17 protein-coding genes are annotated in these 19667 nt (G+C 36.4%); 7 read left to right on the top strand and 10 right to left on the bottom strand.

The genetic code is table 11. The annotated features are described in order from the left end of the window. Positions 1 to 244: 244 nt before the first annotated feature. The 6 genes from VB248_RS20940 to VB248_RS20915 form a co-directional block, all read right to left on the bottom strand. Positions 245 to 1048, bottom strand: a complete 804-nt coding sequence (locus VB248_RS20940; RefSeq protein WP_323298789.1) for a hypothetical protein — start codon at positions 1046 to 1048, stop codon at positions 245 to 247. A 577-nt stretch (positions 1049 to 1625) separates the two neighbouring features. Continuing rightward, positions 1626 to 2984, bottom strand: a complete 1359-nt coding sequence (gene mnmE, locus VB248_RS20935; protein ID WP_323298788.1) for a tRNA uridine-5-carboxymethylaminomethyl(34) synthesis GTPase MnmE — start codon at positions 2982 to 2984, stop codon at positions 1626 to 1628. 105 nt (positions 2985 to 3089) lie between these two features. Continuing rightward, complete coding sequence (locus VB248_RS20930) at positions 3090 to 3374, bottom strand: SCP2 sterol-binding domain-containing protein (RefSeq protein WP_323298787.1); 285 nt, start codon at positions 3372 to 3374, stop codon at positions 3090 to 3092. A gap of 264 nt (positions 3375 to 3638) precedes the next feature. Then, complete coding sequence (locus VB248_RS20925) at positions 3639 to 4499, bottom strand: dienelactone hydrolase family protein (RefSeq protein WP_323298786.1); 861 nt, start codon at positions 4497 to 4499, stop codon at positions 3639 to 3641. A gap of 295 nt (positions 4500 to 4794) precedes the next feature. Next, positions 4795 to 7566 (bottom strand): alpha-amylase family glycosyl hydrolase, encoded by a 2772-nt coding sequence (locus tag VB248_RS20920; RefSeq protein WP_323298785.1) that lies wholly within the window; start codon positions 7564 to 7566, stop codon positions 4795 to 4797. Between the two features lie 281 nt (positions 7567 to 7847). Then, complete coding sequence (locus VB248_RS20915) at positions 7848 to 8432, bottom strand: Maf family protein (protein WP_323298784.1); 585 nt, start codon at positions 8430 to 8432, stop codon at positions 7848 to 7850. A 27-nt stretch (positions 8433 to 8459) separates the two neighbouring features. Between VB248_RS20915 and VB248_RS20910 the strand changes: the two genes are divergently transcribed. From VB248_RS20910 to VB248_RS20890, 5 genes are all read left to right on the top strand, one after another. Continuing rightward, positions 8460 to 10388, top strand: a complete 1929-nt coding sequence (locus tag VB248_RS20910; protein ID WP_323298783.1) for a BamA/TamA family outer membrane protein — start codon at positions 8460 to 8462, stop codon at positions 10386 to 10388. A 114-nt stretch (positions 10389 to 10502) separates the two neighbouring features. Continuing rightward, positions 10503 to 10955: a MarR family winged helix-turn-helix transcriptional regulator gene (locus tag VB248_RS20905; RefSeq protein WP_323298782.1), complete on the top strand. Its 453-nt coding sequence runs from the start codon at positions 10503 to 10505 to the stop codon at positions 10953 to 10955. Between the two features lie 117 nt (positions 10956 to 11072). After that, on the top strand, positions 11073 to 11528 hold the full coding sequence (locus tag VB248_RS20900; RefSeq protein WP_323298781.1) for a MarR family winged helix-turn-helix transcriptional regulator: 456 nt from the start codon (positions 11073 to 11075) through the stop codon (positions 11526 to 11528). Positions 11529 to 11565: 37 nt separating this feature from the next. Then, complete coding sequence (locus tag VB248_RS20895) at positions 11566 to 12162, top strand: YceI family protein (protein WP_323298780.1); 597 nt, start codon at positions 11566 to 11568, stop codon at positions 12160 to 12162. A 175-nt stretch (positions 12163 to 12337) separates the two neighbouring features. Continuing rightward, the gene (locus VB248_RS20890) at positions 12338 to 13228 is read left to right on the top strand and encodes an SDR family oxidoreductase (protein ID WP_323298779.1); all 891 of its coding nucleotides are present in this window, start codon (positions 12338 to 12340) and stop codon (positions 13226 to 13228) included. Positions 13229 to 13671: 443 nt separating this feature from the next. Here VB248_RS20890 and VB248_RS20885 read toward each other — a convergent pair whose 3' ends face one another. The 4 genes from VB248_RS20885 to VB248_RS20870 all read right to left on the bottom strand — a co-directional run bounded on the left by VB248_RS20885 (position 13672) and on the right by VB248_RS20870 (position 18326). Next, positions 13672 to 14577 (bottom strand): sugar phosphate isomerase/epimerase family protein, encoded by a 906-nt coding sequence (locus VB248_RS20885; protein WP_323298778.1) that lies wholly within the window; start codon positions 14575 to 14577, stop codon positions 13672 to 13674. Between the two features lie 78 nt (positions 14578 to 14655). Further along, the gene (locus tag VB248_RS20880) at positions 14656 to 16080 is read right to left on the bottom strand and encodes a CCA tRNA nucleotidyltransferase (protein WP_323298777.1); all 1425 of its coding nucleotides are present in this window, start codon (positions 16078 to 16080) and stop codon (positions 14656 to 14658) included. Positions 16081 to 16125: 45 nt separating this feature from the next. Beyond that, entirely contained in the window at positions 16126 to 16680 is a 555-nt protein-coding gene (locus VB248_RS20875; protein ID WP_323298776.1) for an L-threonylcarbamoyladenylate synthase, read from the bottom strand. An 89-nt stretch (positions 16681 to 16769) separates the two neighbouring features. Next, entirely contained in the window at positions 16770 to 18326 is a 1557-nt protein-coding gene (locus VB248_RS20870; RefSeq protein ID WP_323298775.1) for a hypothetical protein, read from the bottom strand. Between the two features lie 108 nt (positions 18327 to 18434). On the opposite strand from VB248_RS20870, the gene VB248_RS20865 reads away from it, so the two are divergent. Further along, on the top strand, positions 18435 to 19409 hold the full coding sequence (locus VB248_RS20865; protein ID WP_323298774.1) for an Rpn family recombination-promoting nuclease/putative transposase: 975 nt from the start codon (positions 18435 to 18437) through the stop codon (positions 19407 to 19409). 3 nt (positions 19410 to 19412) lie between these two features. Continuing rightward, the gene (locus VB248_RS20860; RefSeq protein ID WP_323298773.1) at positions 19413 to 19586 is read left to right on the top strand and encodes a hypothetical protein; all 174 of its coding nucleotides are present in this window, start codon (positions 19413 to 19415) and stop codon (positions 19584 to 19586) included. Positions 19587 to 19667: the final 81 nt, after the last annotated feature.

Here is a 19667-nt window from a genome sequence, read left to right as displayed (position 1 = left end):
TATATTTAATGTTGTCGTTTTGTGTTAGAATAACTGCCAATGTTCGTATTGGCGAAGTAGTTAACGTAGCTGTTTATTTCGCCAATATATGTTAGGCGAAGTATTTTTACGAAAGATTTGTCGTACTTTTTACTGCATTTCACCTTACGGTTGGGTATTGCCGAAGGCGGGGGGGGGGGTAGCACACATATCCAATCGAAGCTGTTCCACCCCGCTTTTGGTAATACCATGTTGTGTGTAGTTTTTATTTTATTTCAGAAACAAATTCAACTTTGTCAGCTATTTTATAATCTGAAGTTTTAGGGTTTGTCTTAGTTTCTGGATGAATAATTTTGTCAAAACCATCAAGACTCATTGATTTATTATTTTTATTAGTAAGAAGTTTATTTATATCTTCTGCAACCTTCGGAATTAAAATTGAAGCATCAAAAGTTTGTAAAGTGAAAAGACTTTTTCTCATAAAGTCTTCAGTTTGATTATAAATTTTAGTGTCACCTTGTACTTGATAATTAAGTCCAGCCTGAATATTCCCTTCTTTAAATAGTCGAGAGGTTAATTGATTGACATTAACTTTCCAAACATATTCTACTGTATATCCCTGTGAAATTAGCATTTTAGAAATAGAATTAATTCTGGTATATAAATCCAAATTATCAAAAACATTTGGGGCTTCTAATGAGTAATTTTTAGTTAAAACAACTTCTAAAAGATTTTTATTTGACACCTTACTATTGAAAATACCTAAAAATTTTGCTTGACTTACATCTTCTTTTGTGTGCATTTTTTGGTATATTATTTCACCTTTTTCTATTCTAGTTATACCTTTAATATCTGAAGAAATGAGTTTAAAAACTTTAAACTCATTAGGTTTTTCCTTTTTAAAATAAATCAAAGACCCGACATAATCATAAGGGTCATAATCTTCATTATATGTTATTACGTTTGCAGTTTTAAAGAACTCTTCAGCTTTTTGCAATTCTTTGTCTGCTGTTTGTGCATTGGCTAGCATTGAAGAAACCAAATACATTAAAAGAATAATTTTTTTCATATTGATTGGTTTTAAAATTTCACACAACTCGCTAATATATAAAAGTTTTGTAGTATTTTTTTAGTGTTATTACTATTTTTTGTTGTACTATTGGTATCGTACATTTTGTATTGTTAAAAATTTTATTCTCTAATCTACCCATTCCCAAATACAATCAAAAATATTCAATCCACTAATCACAAAAAACTTATTATACGGTAAGTTTTCTTGTTATAATACAAATCATGGGAGTAATAAATTGATTATTGCTAAAAGCAAAGTGTGCATAGGTAGTAGCATTTTGTGCATGAGCAGTAGCAAAATGTGCATAGGCAGTAGCAGTGTGTGCATGAGCAGTAGTAAAGTGTGCATAGGCAGTGGCAGTGTGTGTATTAGCACTAGTAAAGTGTGCATAGGCAGTAGCAAAGTGTGCATAGCCAGTTGCAATGTGTGCATGAGTAGTAGCAAAGTGTGAATAGCCAGTAGATTTGTGTGCATAGGCAGTAGCAAAGCGTGCATAGCTTGTAGCATGTTGTGCATAAGCAGTGGCAACTTATGTACTCAAGGCATGACTTTGAGCCATGCCTTGAGTTTTATATTATTTACCAATACAAAACTTAGAAAATATATTAGCTAATAAATCATCAGTAGTAATTTGTCCTGTGATTTCGCCTAAGTGGTGGAGGGCAAAACGGATGTCTTGGGCAAGGAAATCGCCTGTGATGCTTTGGTCTAAACCTTGCAAAACGTTTTCTAATGCACCGTTGGTTTGTAATAAATGTTGATAATGGCGGAGGTTTGTCACCACAGTATCGCCTGCTTTTATTTCTTTGGTTTTTACTTTTCTGACCAAAGTATCTTTTAACACATCAATATTTTTGTTTTCTGAGGCAGAAATCCAAAGAATAGCTGGATAAGTAGCTTCAAATTCGGCTTTTTGTGTAGCGGATAATTTATCTACTTTGTTACCGACCAAAATATACGGTGCGTTAAATTCCGTAATTTGTTGAGCAATTTCAGTAAGTTGAATTTCGGAAGCATCAAACAAATAGACAATCAAACTGGCTTTGTCCATTTGTTGTAAAGTACGTTCTACGCCAATCGCCTCGATGGTATCGGTAGTTTTGCGTAAACCTGCGGTGTCAATTAATCTGAAACGAATGCCTTCGATAAATAATTCATCTTCAATCACATCACGAGTTGTGCCTGCGATGTCTGAAACAATGGCTTTTTCTTCATTCAATAAACGATTCAATAAAGTAGATTTTCCTGCATTGGGTTTCCCTGCAATGACAGTCGGCACGCCATTTTTGATAACATTCCCCATTTCAAAACTATCAATCAATGGAATGAGTACTTGTTGAATTTTAAAGATTAATTGACGTAAATCGTCACGGTCGGCAAATTCTACATCTTCTTCGCCAAAGTCTAATTCCAATTCTATCAAAGAAGCAAAGTGAATCAAAGCTTCACGAAGTTGTGCGATTTGCTTAGAAAATCCTCCTCTGATTTGATTAATAGCCGTTTGGTGAGACGCTTCTGAATCGGAAGCAATTAAGTCGGCAACGGCTTCTGCTTGGGCAAGGTCTAATTGTCCATTCAAAAAGGCACGCTGAGTAAATTCTCCCGGATTTGCCAATCTTGCTCCTTCACGAAGGATTAATTTCAAGATTTTTTGAATGATAAAATCCGAACCGTGACAAGAAATTTCGATGGTATTTTCACGAGTATAAGAAGAAGGAGCTTTGAAAAGCGAAACCAGTACTTCGTCGATAATCGTTTGGTTATCTCTGATTGTCCCGAAATGAATGGTATGTGAAGCTTGTTTTTCAAGGTTTTTACCTTTGAAAATTCTATTAACAATCGGAAAAGTTTCTGGCCCAGAAACACGAATTACGCCGATTGCTCCAATGCCTTGCGGAGTAGCTAAAGCACAAATTGTATCTTGATTAAACATGAATTTGTAACACGATTTGATTTTGCGACCGCTCGCAATCGTGGTTTGAGTTGAACATTTGAGCCGATTGCGAGAAGTCGCTTCGTGCCAAATCGTATTACAAATTTAAAACAAATCCTTCAATTTCATGGCAACACCCATATCGCCAGTGATTTTTAGTTTGCCAAACATAAAAGCAGTCATCGGATTCAAATCGCCAGACATTAATCCTTGCAAATCTTTTAGGCTAACGCCAATGGTACAATCTGCTGCATCGTCGGCATTACTTACTTTGCCATCTCCGCTGATAAAAATACTTCCTGCATCCGTCGCAAATTTAATAGATGAGCCTAAACCACCTTTGGCAGCCGCCAAAGCGGTAATTTTTTGTGTTAATTCTTCAAAAGTCATGTTTATTAATTTTTATAAAATTTCACTTCATTGTTTTCAATAGGGCTGGGCTTAAAGATAATAATAACCAAATATTATTTAGCTAAAGACCTCACCCCCAACCCCCTCTCCTGCTGAGAGGGGGCTTTTTTGTTCCTAAAGCTCCCCTCTCAGCAGGAGAGGGGTCGGGGGTGAGGTTGAACGCAGAAAAATATTTGTTCTTGCTCAAGGCTTACAGCTCACAGCTGATGACTGAAAGCTGAAAGCTCATAGCTCACAGCTAATTTACGAAATCGTTTCCTTAAATACTCTCAAAGTAGCTTCCCAAGCTTTTTGGGCTACTTCTGCATTATAACGAGTAGGAGCGGTGTCGTTGTTGAAAGCGTGTTGTGCCCCTTCATATATATAAAGTTCGTATTTTGTACCAGCCGCTTTTAGGGCAGCTTCGTAAGCAGGAATGCCTGCATTGATGCGTTCGTCTAAGCCTCCGTAATGTAATAAAACTTTTGCTTTGATTTTCGGTACATCCACCGCTTCAGGTTGGCGACCGTAATACGCTACTGCTGAATTGAGCGTTGGCGAATTAACAGCCAATTGATTAGCTAAAGCACCGCCCCAACAAAAACCTACGCAACTGGTTTTGCCATTACTTTTGGGTAAAGATTTTAAGTAGTCTAATCCCTTCAAGAAATTATTGATATTTTTCTGAGCGTCGATTTTACTAAATAAATTTCTTGCTTCATCTTCGTTTGCTGGAGTGCCGCCAAAAGGTGAAAGAGCATCTACCGCCAAAGCATAATAACCTGCTTTTGCCACTCGGCGAGCTACGTCTTTGATGTGTGGATTGAGTCCACGGTTTTCGTGAATGACAATCACTGCTCCAATTTTTCCTTTTATTTTTTTAGGTTGTGCCAAATACGCTTTAACCGTAGTTCCGTCGCCTTCGTAACTAACGTCGGATAATACTAAATCTTCATCATTTTCTTGAATAGTCGTTGCGTTGGCGTAATTGACTTCCAACATAGGCAAAACAGACATTGCCGCCACAGTACTTCCTGTTAATTTAACAAGACGTTTGATGAAATCTTCACGGCTCAAAGGCTTATGAGTATATTCATCGAAAAGGTTAATAATTTCCTGATTCATAGCGATTGTTTTAAGGTTTGAATTGAAAGGAACGTGAATATAATTTATTTATTCAAGATTAGTGAAGCAAGAAAGCTGAATTAGCTGAATGGAGAATGAAAAGTTATGTGCGACGGCTATTGTGAGACAATCAACCTCACCCCCAACCCCTCTCCTGCTGAGAGGGGAGCTTTAGGAACAAAAAAGCCCCCTCTTTGCAGGAGAGGGGGTTGGGGGTGAGGCGACCGACGCTCGGTCTTTCGCAGAATGATATTTGGTCTCGGAAGCTTTCTGGACAACCTCTCAAGTCAAAAAATTATTCTTTCACAAATTTCTTTACAAACTGTTTGTCGCCTTGTGTGATATTCAACAAGTAAGTGCCTTGTGGAAGTTTCTGTACATCAATGGCATGAACCTTTTCCATTACTTTTGATTCATTTTCTAAAACAGTTTTTCCTAATAAATCATTGATTTTTAAGGTGATATTTCCTTTTTGAAGACTGTTTAGTTCAACATTCAATTGCTCTTTACTTGGGTTGGGATATATTTTAATACCTTCTTCTACTTCGCTTTCGTTGGCTAAAATTCTTTGTTCAGACAATTGCCAAGTAACTAAATTAGCTTCTGGTTTGGGAAATGGCGAAGTACTTAGGATATGAAACTGCCCTGCACTCAAAGTATATTTTGTTTTTAAATCCGAAACGGTAATTTCTGAATTACTAAAGAAATCGTACCATTTGCCCGTAATGGGGAAAATATCCGCAGAAGAATGTTCTTCAAAATCAAAATTTCCGACTACAATTACTTTCTGATTTGAAGCATTTAAAATAATTTTCTTTACAATTCCACCTAAATCTGTTTCAAAATCAGCAGTTTTAAAAACTGCCTGCGTGGTTTTTAGCTTAATTAATTCAGCATAAACTTTTGATAATTTTAGGCGGTCGGGGTCGTCTTTGTATTGCCAACGAATGGGTTTGCGTCCAGTTCTACCATTTTCGTTGATTGAAACATCATAGCCTAACTCTCCGAATTGCCAAATCATTTTTGGCCCGGGAACAGCGAAAAATAATGCCGCTGCCGTTTTCATTCTTTCTAATACAATCGGTAGTGATTTTCCACTTTGTAAGGCTTCATAAGCTACTCTTTCTTCATCGTGACTTTCCATGTAGCCAATTGCTCCAGCGTTTTTCATGCCACGAGCTTTGTACGAAAGTCTTGTGATGTCGCTTCCATTGCCTTTCACAGCATTTTTGAAATCGCCATTGTGATTTGCCCAAACCATCATACCCAAATCTGTAAAGGCTTGTTCTTCTTTATCTTCCGAAAACAATTCTAAAATAAAGTAAGCATCTTTATCAAATGAGCGAATATGATTATAATAGTTTTTGATATTATCTACTCGGCTTTGGTCGTAAAGTCTAAAGAAACTATCATTTGAAGAATTGGTTTGGGTAAAACCTTTTGCCAAATCAACTCGGTAGCCGTCAATTTGATACTCTTTCAACCAATGTTCGTTCGCACGATTTACATAATTTCTGGTAGCTGTACTTTCGTGATTAAAATCAAAAAATACACTGAAAGGGTGAGTGGCTTGCTGATTGAAAAACGGAGAATCTGCCGAAGGTTGCGAGCCGTCCCAATACATTTTTACATAAGGAAATTCGTAATCTGCCTGATTGAAAACAATATCTAATACTACCGCAATGCCGTTTTCATGGCAAGTATCAATGAATTTTTTCAAATCATCTTTTGTACCATAGGCTTTGTCGGGAGCGAAGTAATAAATCGGATTATATCCCCAAGAATCATTTCCTGTAAATTCAGAAACAGGCATTAATTCAATGCAATTGATGCCCAAAGATTTTAAGTACGGCAGGCGATTCAAGGCATTTTTGTAAGTACCATCGCTGTCGAAATCTCTCAAGTGAAGTTCATACACCACTAAATTATCCTGAGCAGGACGCTTGAAATTTGTTGTTTTCCAAGTATAAGTACTTTGTCCTGTTTGAAAAACAGAGGCAATCGTCTTTACTGTCGAAGGCAAAGATTTTAAATTCGGATAAGTACTGCTTGGAATGTAGCTGTCATTATTCGGGTCGAGGATTTTTTCAGCGTAAGGGTCGCCTACGGGCAAAGTACCATTTACTAAATATTGAAAAGCGTACTCTTGTCCTTTGGTGAGTCCGTCCAATTCAATCCAGTAGCGTTCGCCGTCGGGTGTACGTTTCATCAAATATTTTGAACTGTATTCCCATTGGTTGAAATCTCCGATGAGATAAACAAAATCTTTTTTCGGAGCAAAAAGTACTAAACTTACTTTGGTATCTGAAATATAATTAATGCCATCTTTCAATCCTGTTGGCAAGGCTTCAATCGTTGGGTTGGGTCTCACAGTTACAATAAATTCTTCCGAAGCGGTTTCGGTAGCAGTGGTTGCGGTAATTTTTACAGTTTGTGTTTCTCCTGAGTTTTTCGGAATCACAAGAGTATATTTTAAAGAATCTTTATCTGTTTGCGTCAGTACATTTGTGCCGTTGATGCTCAAGCTCAAATTAGCTTTTTGTGAAGCAACCGCCAATACTGGAATGGTACTCGCAGCGGCAGCAAAGAACTTTTTTTCTTGCGGTTGTAAAAAAGTAACGTTCAGTTTGGTATCGTAAAGCGTAATGATAAAGTCTTCGGTTTGAGCTTTCCCGTCACCACTTTTGAGCAGTACCCCCATTTTTTTTATTGGAAACGAAGCAGGCACGGCAAAGTAATCTCTTGGCTTTAGTTTAATACTCCATTGGTCGTTTCCTAACGAAGTCATTTTACCTTTTTCAAAAGGAACGGCGAAATTAGTTTGTCCAGCAGGCTGAAACTGAAAGGCATCTCCCGTGTCCGAAGCTCCAGCTCCCGACCACAAATATACATCTGAGGTTTTTCCCAAAAGCCCTTTTGCTCGTGCATCTTTGGCAAGTTTGAGGTCGAAAGTAATGGTAATTTCTTGGTCGCCACTCGGAAGAGCAGGCGTTGTTTTTACAGCTTGCCCAAGTACGGAAAACCCAATCGACCAGCAAAGGACGAATAATAATAAAAGTTTTTTCATATTGTTTAAGAAAGGTTGGTTAATGGAAAATCGAAGATAGAATAATTAGCCCAAACCTTCGGTAGAGTGCTATACAGGTATAAGTACAAGTGTTGAATGTTGAATGAAGAGTTTTGGATTTAAGTAATTGAACGTCAGTGATTTGTATTTTTGTTTGAATGAATCTATTCTCTAAAAATATAAATAAGTGAATTTATTTTTAGACAAAAATGATAAAATCCAGTAAACAGCCTATCAGCGTGAAAGAGCAATTTACTGGATTGAAGTTTGAGTGAAATGTCTTAGGTTTCAATCGTAAAATAGGGCTTTAGTGCATCGTAAACTCGGTGAACGGGCAAGCCCATCACAGTAAAATACGAGCCTTCCATACGAGGAATACCAACCATCCCGATAAAATCTTGAACCCCATACGAGCCAGCTTTATCAAAGGGCTTGCAGGTTTGGATGTAATATTCAATTTCTTGCTTCGTTAGTTCTCTGAAGAATACATTAGCTATATCAATGAAAGTTTCCGTACTTTCCTTTGTCATTACACATACACCCGTAATTACTTGATGCTGACGACCCGATAATTTTTTTAGCATCATACTTGCTTCGGAAGCATCTTTAGGCTTATTTAGGATTTCGTTATCAACCACCACAATCGTATCGGCAGTAAGAATGATTTGATTATCAAGGTCTTGTCTGAATGCTTCTGCTTTTTTTTGTGCTAAAAACGCAGGTACTTCCGAAGGGGGCATCGTACTCGGAAAATCTTCGTCTGTATCTTTTACCCTTACAGAAAACTCAAAACCTGCGTCTCTTAAAAGTTGCTGACGACGTGGCGAGTTGGAAGCTAAAATGAGCGGTTTAGTTAATTGAAGCATTATTTTGGTCTGGAAAATTAAGAGATAATGAAAAGAATTAGACAAAATTACTCAAATTCAGTGAATCATGCCATGAAGAAGTTTTTCTTGATGTGTGTTTTACTATTTTGTAGTTTTTTGTCTGTCGTGAAGGCTCAGGATAAAGACAGTCTTCAACAAATTACTCCTGCACCTGTCAGCATGAAATCTGAAAAAGACAGCTTGATTTTTACTAATCTTAAACAAAAATTCTCCAAACATAAACTTCTTCGTAAAATTCATGATGTACTCTTTCGAGACGTGTATAATGCTACAACCGCCGGGGACGAAATTGTACAAATCGAAGATGACCCTTTCAAAGAGTACGAAGGGAAAGTAATCCGAAAAATTTATGTGAAACGCCTCCGTGTTTTTGGCGAAACCATTGCCGATACTACTCGTAAAGCCAATAATTTAGAAAGATTTGTAAGTGCTTTTCATGCTAATACACAAGAAAGTATTATTCGTAAATCTTTTTTGATGTTTAATGTAGGCGATATTATTGATGTAGATAGACTCAGAGACAACGAGCGTCTGATGCGTCAAAGTACAATTTTGCATGATGCTCGTATCTTGGTGATTCCTGTGCCAGAGTTTCCTAATTTGGTTGATTTACTGGTACTTACACAAGATATTTGGTCACTCATTGCTGACGGCGAAGCCAGCAGTTTAAATAATTTCTCCCTCAGAGTCCGACAAGCAAATTTCAGAGGTTGGGGGCATTCGTGGACGAATACCTTTTTTATGAATACTCTTGAGCGTCCTGCCTTGGAGTATAGAAGTAATTATACCATTCCTTATATTGGTCGTTCTTTCGTGACTGGGCAAGCTGAATTTGAGCATTTTAGAAACTCTTCTCATTATGCTTTACGTTTTTCCAGACCTTTCCTCACGCCCGAAATGAAAGTAGCAGGCGGTTTGTTGGTCAGTAAAGATTATAACCGATTGATGACTTTCAGAGCTTACGATGGCACTACTTTCAAACAAAATGACAGCACAGAATTTCGTTTTCCCATCAAAAGTAGTTTAGTAGATTTTTGGATAGCAAGGGCTTACCGAGTACACTTTCTAAGCGAAGAAGCACAAAGTCGTTCAAGGTTTATTATCGGAATTAGGTTTTCAGACATTAATTATCAGCAAAGACCACAAGTAAGTGCCGATACCAATCAATTATTTAGAAATCAGCGAAATTATTTAGTCGGTCTTGGTTTTTCAAATCGAAAGTATAAAAGAGATGTGTTGATTTACGGATTCGGACTCACCGAAGACGTTCCCTATGGTTATTTGGCAAGTTTCGTAACGGGACTTGAAAACTCTGATGCCTTCGGGAATCGTTGGTATGCAGGTTTGAAATTTGCCAAAGGCGAATACATCGGCAAAGCAGGCTATCTTTATGGTTTAGTAAACATGGGTGCGTACTCTAATGGTACAACTGGACTGAGCATTGAATCCAATTATTTTAGTACTCTACACACTTTTCGCCGTCGGACACAAGTACGTCATTTCGTGAATTTACGTTATGCCTTCGGTACAAATCGCTATACTGGCGAATTCATTAATGTAAACCGAGAAAATGGCATTTTAGACGTAAACAGCGATAGACTTTGGGGAACAAAGAAATTGGGTGTGTCTTATCAGATTGTGTTTTTCTCAAGAATTAACTTTTTAGGCTTTAGAATGGCACCATTTTTTCAAACAGACTTTGCCTTTGTGACTCCCAAAAATGAATTTTTACTCAATAAATTACCTTATACAGGGGTAGGTTTGGGGATTAGGCTTCGTAACGAAAATCTCACTTTCAGTACTTTCCAAATTAAGTTTTCATACTTTCCTAATTTACCCAATGTGCAAACACTTAATGCTGCTTTTAGCGATACTTATAATTTACGTTTGCGAGATTTTGATATTGCCGCCCCTGAAATAGTGCCTTTTAAATAAGATATTACTCATTATTCCATAAAATTGGAATTTCGGTTTCTGAATTTCCTAATTTCAGTTTGTTGAATAATATATTTGTAGCCAATAAGACCTTACCTAAACGACTTTATACGCATGTCTATCGAAAACGATATTAAGCAAAAATCTTTCAAAAATGTGTATCAAAAAGTTGCTGTAAACTTAATGTACACGGATAGTTGGTTGCTCAACAATTACTCTAAAATCTTAAAACCTTATAATCTTTCTGAAAAACAATATTTCGTCTTGAAAATACTTTCAGCGAATTACCCGAATGCTGTTTCAATTAATTTTATCATTGAAAGAATGCTCGACAAAATGTCGAATGTTTCCAGACTCATTGATAAACTTTTGGAAAAAGGCTTGGTGATTAAAGTAAAATCAAGTTCAGATAGACGTTCAAAAGACATTTTACTTACCAATGAAGGGCTAAATTTGATTAAAGAAGTAGAATGTCAAATGAATCATCGGGAGCAAAAAATAGCTACTTTGTCCGAAGAAGAACTCAGTATTCTGAATGATTTACTTAACAAAGTGAGAAAATCCTAAATAGTTTCAATTTGTAATTATCTGATTTATAGTTGTTTAATTGTATTAACAAAAAATTAACAATTTAATGTATTGACATTAAATGTTTTTACATTAAATTTGTATCACATTTAAGTTATGAGTATAGAACAAGACATAAAGCAATCGAGTTTTAAGTCGGCCCACGAAAAAGCAGTCGTTAATATTGTTTATACGAACAATTGGCTTGCAGGGTTGCAAATGGAAGTGTTAAAACCTTACGATTTAACACTTCAGCAGTATAATGTGCTTCGGATTCTGAGAGGACATTATCCAAAACCCATCACAGTAATTGGTATTATCGAAAGGATGTTAGATAAAATGTCTAATGCTTCCAGATTAGTCGATAAGTTATTACTAAAAGACCTTGTGGTTCGACATGAATGCCCGAACGACCGCCGTGCCGTGGATATACTTATTACTCAAAAAGGCTTGGATGTTTTGGCTGAATTGGATTCAATGCAGAAATTTTGGGAAGAAAAGCTTTATGGCTTAAGTGAAGCCGAAGCCAATCAACTCAGTGATTTGCTGGATAAAATGCGAAAAACAACATAATCAAATTTAATAATTAAACAATAAAGTAAATTCACACATGAAAACTATTAAGTCTATTTTAGGAATTTTAGTAGCTGCTTTGTTTGTAAACACTGCAATCGCTGGTACTCCATCTGCTAAAAAAGCAACAACTTTAGCAGTAGATACTAAAGAAAGTAAAATCCATTGGTTAGCTAAAAAAGTAACTGGTCAGCACGAAGGAACAATCGCTATCTCTTCTGGTTCTTTAATCACTTCAGGTGCTAAAGTAACAGGTGGTAGCTTTGTAATCGACATGAAATCTATCGTTTGTACTGACATCACTGATGCAGAATACAACAAAAAATTCATCGGACACATCACTACTGGTGATTTCTTTGAAGTAGAAAAATTCCCAACTACTACTTTCAAAATCACTAAAGTTGCTGGTTCAAACATCACTGGTGATTTAACTTTACACGGTGTTACTAAATCAATCACTTTCCCTGCAAAAATTACTGTTGCTGGTGGAAAAACTACTGCAACTGCTTCTATTCCAGTTGACAGAACTGAATTCAACGTTAGATATGGTTCTAAGAAATTCTTCGAATCAATCGGTGACAAAGCTATCGACGATGTATTTACTTTAGATGTAACTTTAGTTGCTGGTAAATAATTTTTAAAAGCTGATTCTGTACAGAACATAGCTTTTGATAAAACCCCACAAAACCGATTCTGGTTTGTGGGGTTTTATTTTTTGTTTCTATAAAAGTATGCTTGCATAATAATTTTATTTAATTCATATTGCATTATAAATATTTAATCTTGGAATCTTTCAAAAATTAAACATTATGAATTTCAACGAACCCATGTTAAGAGACGGAGCATTAGCTGGTAAGACAATCGTGGTAACAGGCGGAGGTACTGGTTTGGGGCGGTCGATGTCGAAGTACTTTCTACAATTAGGAGCAAACGTGGTGATTGCTTCCAGAAAACTCAATGTTTTGGAAGAAACCGCCGCCGAACTGATTGCCGAAACAGGAGGGAAAGTATTGCCTATTGCCTGCGATGCAAGGAATTATGAAGAGGTCGAAAATGTATTAAAAACTTCCGTCGAGCATTTTGGGGCAGTACATGGTTTGGTGAATAATGCGGCAGGAAATTTTATTAGTCCGACTGAAAAACTTTCGCACAAGGCTTTTGATGTAGTGGTGGACATTGTGCTGAAAGGAACATATAATTTTAGTTTAGCCTTCGGTAAATACTGGATTGAGCAAAAAATCAAAGGAACAGTAATGTCTATCGTTACTACTTATGCTTGGACGGGTTCGGCTTATGTTGTGCCATCGGCAACGGCAAAAGCTGGGGTTTTGGCTCTGACACGCTCTTTGGCAGTAGAGTGGGGAGCTAAGTACGGCATCCGTTTCAATGCCATTGCACCCGGCCCATTTCCTACGGAAGGTGCTTGGGAAAGGCTTTTCCCTGCGGAAGCAATGGGAGAGGAGCTGGCAAATAAATTAGCCCCCGAAAATAGAATTCCTTTGAAAAGAGTAGGAGAGCATCAAGAATTAGCCAATTTGGCAGCCTACGTAATGTCAGAATTTTCGGCATATATCAATGGCGAAGTAATAACCATTGATGGCGGAGAATGGCTAATGGGAGCAGGAGAATTTTCAGATTTAAACGAAGTTTCAGAAGAAAAATGGGTAGCCATTGCGAAGGCTGTGCGAGGGAAAAAGTAGGGGTAATTATTAGATTTTAATTATGAATTGAGTGTGGTAAAAGCACTTGCATCCGTGGCTGGTCTCCTGACCAGTCCACATTGCCACGAGGTAAACGTGGACTGGTCGGGAGACCAGCCACGGACATAGAGCCTTTTCATTTAGCGTTATGCCCCTTCAATCTTAATTATGAGCATTTGCGTTTAGCGTTATGTCTATTTCATCTGGCGTTATGGCATTTGCATTTAGCGTTATGCCTATTCAATCTTACGTTATGGCGATTGCATTTTACTTTATGCCTATTCAATCTTACGTTATTGTACGTTGAAATAGCATAGAAAAAAAATGAATTATGAATAAGACAATTTTCACCGCCTCAATTCATAATTCATAATTAAAATCTCATATCTCATTAAAGCTTTACTGCCTCAATTCATAATTCATAATTTAAAACTAATATCTCACTAAAACTTCACTTTCTTAATCCATTCTAAATCATATTTCATAGATTCAAGTGGAGTATGTCCTTGATAAGATTCTTGTTCGATGATGTACTCGGTTGTTCCTGCCGTTTTAGCCGCTTCTTTTAATACATCGGCAACATTCATTATTCCTTTGCCAAGCATAGAGCTTTCCCAAGGTTCGTGTTCGCCTTTTACTTCGTCTTTTACGTGCATCAATTCAAAACGACCTGGATATTGTTTCAACAATTCCATCGGGCGACCACCACCGCCGTACATATTACCAATGTCTAATTGTTGTGCCACCAATTTAGGGTCGGTGTATTGCATGATGATGTCATAGACTTTTACGCTCGTCAGACGAAGACTAAATTCAAAATCATGGTTATGATAGCCAAACTTCAAGCCTGATTTCAAACATAATTCACCTGCTTTGTTGAATACTTCCATAAAGCGTTTGCAGTCTTCAAAATTTCTGCGGAGACTAATATCCAACCACGGACTGATTAAATATTTTTGTCCAAGAATGGCGGCATCTTCTACGGTTTGCTTCCAAGAATCGGTAAAATCTTGTTTGGTAGCGTCCCAGTCTTCACCTTTCATTACCACGTGTCCACTTCGCATCGAAAGCCCTAAATCATCAATGATTTTACGAAATTCTTTTGGCTCGTAGCCATAAAATTTGTGGTTGATATAATTGGCATGTTCTACATTTTTATAGCCCATTTCGGCAACCGCTTTTAGCGTAGCCAAAGGGTCTTTCTTCATGTCGTCACGGACAGAATATAATTGTAAGCCAATATTTTTTTGGGAAGCTTTACTTGCCCAAAGAGCATCAGGGATCAATAGTGCAGTTCCAGCCAAAGCAGTAGTTTGGAGAAATTTGCGTCGAGAGTCGTTGTGGTTCATTGTTGATATTTTTTTCAACAATATAAAAATTTCATGTAGAAAAGGTGTCTTTGCTTATGATGAATTTTGGTTTGGTGGCTATTTCTCAACCGCCACCAAACCTAATTTTGCTCCTTCTGCCAATACAAAAGGGATACCTGACTCTAAAGTATTTTCGATTTGTCCTTCTAAAATGGCTTCACGAACGGCTACTTTTATCAAGCCTACTTCTTTGGATGGTTTTATGCCAAATAATTCCATGATGATTTCACCTGTTACCACTGGCTGAAATTGGCGTAATTTGTCGCTTTCTTCTACTTCTTTTAATTTCTGTTCTACGATGTCGAAATTGCGGAGGTATTTTTTTACTTTTTCACCGTTTTTAGAAGTAATATCTGCTCGACAAAGTATCATCAAACCTTCTAAATCTTCTCCTGCTTCGTAAAGTAAACGTCTGAGTGCTGAATCTGTAATGGCTTCTTTCGAGAGTGCGATTGGACGTAAGTGTAAACGCACCAATTTTCTCACAAAACGCATTTTTTCGTTCAAAGGCAAACGCATTTCTGTGAAAATTCCTTTTACCCATTTTGCTCCCATTTCTTCATGTCCGTGGAAAGTCCAACCTCGTTTTTTATCAAAACGTTTAGTGGCTGGTTTGGCAATATCGTGTAAAATTGCCGCCCAACGAATCCATAAATCATCAGTTTTGGTAGAAGCGTTGTCTAATACTTGTAAAGTATGATAAAAATTATCTTTGTGTCCTTTGCCTTCTTCGGTTTCTACTCCTTTAAGTTTTACAAATTCAGGGAAAATCTTTGCTAATAATCCGCAAGAATCCAGCAATAAAAAGCCATAGGAGGGCTTTTTTGCCAAAATAATTTTATTCAATTCGTCTGTAATTCGTTCTTTTGAAATAATTTCGATGCGTTCTTTTTCTTTGATAAGGGCATCAAAAGTATCTGGATGAATGTCAAAATTGAGTTGCGTAGCAAAACGAATGGCACGCATCATTCTGAGCGGGTCGTCCGAAAAGGTAATACTTGGTTCTAAAGGCGTTTTGATGATTTTTCTACGAATGTCAGCCAAGCCGTCAAAAGGGTCGATGAGTTCGCCAAAATTATTGTCGTTCAAAGAAATCGCCATCGCATTAATGGTGAAATCTCTACGATTTTGGTCGTCTTCCAAAGTGCCATCTTCAACGATGGGTTTGCGTGAATCACGTTGATAAGATTCTTTTCTTGCTCCTACAAATTCTACTTCCCAATCGTCTAATTTGATCATTGCCGTTCCAAAATTCTTGAAAACGGAAAGGTAAGTATCTTCTCTGCCAGAGTTTTTGGCAACTAATTCTGCTAATTCAATGCCCGAACCTACACAAACGATGTCAATATCTTTGGATGGTCGATTTAAAATAAGGTCACGCACAAATCCACCTACTACATAAGCAGGCACATTTAATGTTTTTGCGGAATCCGCAACAATTTTAAAAATCGGATTTGTATGTAAAGTTTCTGCGAAATTCATGTTTTTGTGTTGAAGCCTATTTTTCGCTACAACATCTTTAATTTATTATTTTCTGATGAATTTAAAATCACCACCAAGCCCCAATTTTACAATTTGCGAGGGTTGTGCATTTTTATTTTCTCCTTTAGGATTCTTCAAAATATAATCCACATTTTCAATAATTTTCGGAGAAATATCTTCAAATTTTTGTGGAGAAACATCACCCGAAAGATTTGCCGAAGTAGAAACAATCGCTCTTTCAAATTTGTAAACTAAGCCTTTACAAAATTCATCTTTCACCAAACGAATGGCAATTGAACCATCTTCTCCCAATAAATTTGGTGCAAGATTTTTTCCGTTTGGATATATCACCGTCAGGGGTTTTTCGGCAAATTCTACCAAATTCCAAGCAATTTCTGGTACTTCTGTTACGTATTCTGAAAGTTGTTCTATTTTTGAGATTAAAATAATAAACGCCTTATTGTCAGGTCTTTGCTTGAGTTGATAAAGTTTTTCAACGGCTTTTTCGTTGCGTGAATCGCATCCTAAACCCCAAATGGTATCAGAAGGATAAAGAAGCGTATTTCCTTTTCTTAAATGTTGAAGGGCGTCGTGGTACATATCAATTTTTTTCACAAAGGTAATTAAAAACCTTCGCTGTTGGTTCTTGCTTTGGTTTGATTATGGCTCAGTTGCAACATTTCAGGACTTCATTTGGGATTTTTACTTTTGTTTGAAGACGAATAATTGAGTTTTCGGATATAAAATACTTCTTTTAAATAATCTTCCGACTGCTTTGATTCTTCTTTTTTTACTCCCCAAACAAGAAAGTTTTGTTCGTACCAAGCGGCTACGTTAGCGTCTTCGTCGGGTCTGGAAGTTGTGCTGTCGATTTTGATTTCATATTCTTCTTTTTCTCCCAACAATTCTCCGTCTTGCACTTCTTGGATAAATACTCTTCCCTTTTTCAAATACGCCAATAGCCATCGGTTTTGTAATTGCGAAACTTGTACTTGTTGTATCAGGTCTAAACTTTCTAAATTGTCCATTACCACCGAGTTATCCCATAAAATTTTTCCTTCTTTATTGAATTCACAAATGACAGTATGGGTAAAACGATAGTCTTCTTGTAACTCTCGACGGTTGGGGCGGGCAGAGTTGATAGTATAATAATTACTTGGATTTCTTGAAAAAGTATAGTAAATCTCCGCTACCAGTACTGCTCCTTTTTCAGTAGCAATTAAGTCATGTGCCAATAATTTATAGCTGAGATTGGGGTCTTTTCCTTCTCTCTTTTTCTGTTCAATTTTCTCTTTAATCCTCTCCTGACGCTTGGGCGACATATAGCTAAAGAAATTTTTCAAGTCTGAAAAATTGATGATACTTGTGTTTTTTTCAACTCCATTTTCAAGCTGTGTTAGGTACAAACCTTTGGCGTATTCCGAGCAATTATTGGCAAAATTGCCTACCAAAAAGGTTTCGTTTTCATTCAAAGGCAACATTTTACCATTCATAAACGTATTGCTTTCAGCGTTTTCGGGTAAGTGAATGGTTCTTAGGCTTTTGCCTTCGGTAGAGTAAGTTTGCAATGCCAATCCGCATTTGCCTTTGATTCTTTCTTTGACAAATACATGAAATTCAGCATGGTTTTCATCTACTTCTAAACTGCTGATTTCTTGATTGTTACTAAACAATCCGTGCAGTACTTTTGATTTTAAATTAAAAAATGAAAAAGAATTTATTACGGGTTTTTCAAAAAATAAACCGCCAATAAAAGCCGTATTGCTGAGTACTTTAAAGGAAGTAATGTCGATTTCGCTCAATAAATCGCCTTTAAATTCATCAATTTCTCCTCTTTCAAAATCTATCCGAACGATATTGATTTTTGTAGTTTGCGGAACAGCAAAAAGCCAAAACAAATAATGTTTATTTTTGAATGATTGTTGGAAAACGAATTCATCATCAATTCTGAAAGTATTATTCCAAATTTCTTTGAAATTGGTATCGTATCTATAAAAAGTCCATTGAGGTTCATCTCGGCTGTAATACACATCTCTTTCAATGGTCATCAACATTCCTTCATTGCCGAGTGGAAGCACCGAAATTCTTTCTTGAAGTTTCGTATTTCTTGGAATTTCTATTTGAGCAACTTGGTTTAATTGAGCAAAAGTAGGAGAGAGGCTCAAGGAAAAAACAAAAAAACTCACTGTAAGCAGACGGCTTATCAGGTTTGAAAGAGCAATTAGTTTAGTTGGCAGATACTTCATAGCTTAGATACATTTAGAATAACAAGTTACAAAATCCGATGTTTACTCAAGATAAAATTGGCTAACTTTGTAGAAAATTATCATATTCTGAACTATCTCTATTATAAAATGGGTAAGAAATTAATTAGATTCGATTGGGCTGTAAAAAAGCTTTTGAGAAACAAAGCTAATTTTGGTGTCTTAGAGGGGTTTCTGAGCGAACTACTCTTTGATGATATTCGTATTACTCAAATTTTAGAAAGTGAAGGAAATCAACAAACAGAGGATGATAAATTTAATAGAGTTGATATTCTTACACAAAATGCTAAGAACGAACTCATTATTGTCGAAATTCAAAATAATTATGAAATAGATTTTTTTCATCGAATGGCTTATGGAGCTTCTAAGGTTTTAACTGAAAATCTATCGGTTGGACAAGCTTATTCAGAAGTGAAAAAGGTGATTTCTATCAATATTGTCTATTTTGATTTAGGTCAAGGCGAAGATTATGTTTATAAAGGTGCTACTATTTTTAAAGGACTTCACGAAAAAGATATTTTAACTCTTTCTGAAAGACAAAAAAATGCCTTTTCAAAAGCTAATGTTTCTGATATTTTTCCAGAATTCTACATTATTAAAGTGAATAATTTTAATGATATAGCCAAAGATACTTTAGACGAATGGATTTATTTTTTAAAGAATAGTGAAGTAAAAGATGAGTTCAAAGCCAAAGGTTTAAAAGAAGCGGGTGAAGTATTGGATATTATGAGGCTAACAGATGCAGACCAATATACTTATAATCGTTATATTGATTATTTGCATTATAAAGCAAGTGAAATGCAATCGCTAAAATCGTTGAAAGAAGAAATTGAAGCTGGAGGCGAAACGGCAGCCTTACGTTTGAAAGAAATCGAAGAAAACCTACAAAGGATTGTTCAAGATAAAGTAAGTTTAGCAGAGGCAATCGCTATGCAAAAACAAAATATAAAGTTTGTAGAGAATGCAATTGCCGAAGGTTTTGATGACGAAGTAATTGCGAAATTAACCAAAATGAATGCCGAGCATGTAAAGCAAATACGATTGAATCTCAACAAAAATAATTAGCAGATGAAAGGAATTAATTATTTGACCAACGATAAAGGTTTAAAAACTGCAGTAGTTATTGACCTTAAAATCCATAGAGAAGAAGTAGAAGATTTTTTAGATGGCTTAGAAGCGAAATCTCGGAAAAATGAAGCTAAAGAAGAAGCTTCCTTGGTTTTTGAACGAATTTTACAATAGAAAAGAAGTTTATAAAAAATAGAAACACTTATCGAATCCATCAAATTTTATGATTTGAGGACAGATAGTCAGCATAAAAAA

The organism is Arcicella rigui, assembly GCF_034929435.1.
In the GTDB taxonomy this organism is placed as follows: Bacteria; Bacteroidota; Bacteroidia; order Cytophagales; family Spirosomataceae; genus Arcicella; species Arcicella rigui.
The sequence above is the reverse complement of the archived record's forward strand: the minus strand, read 5'-3'. Positions and strand labels throughout refer to the sequence as shown.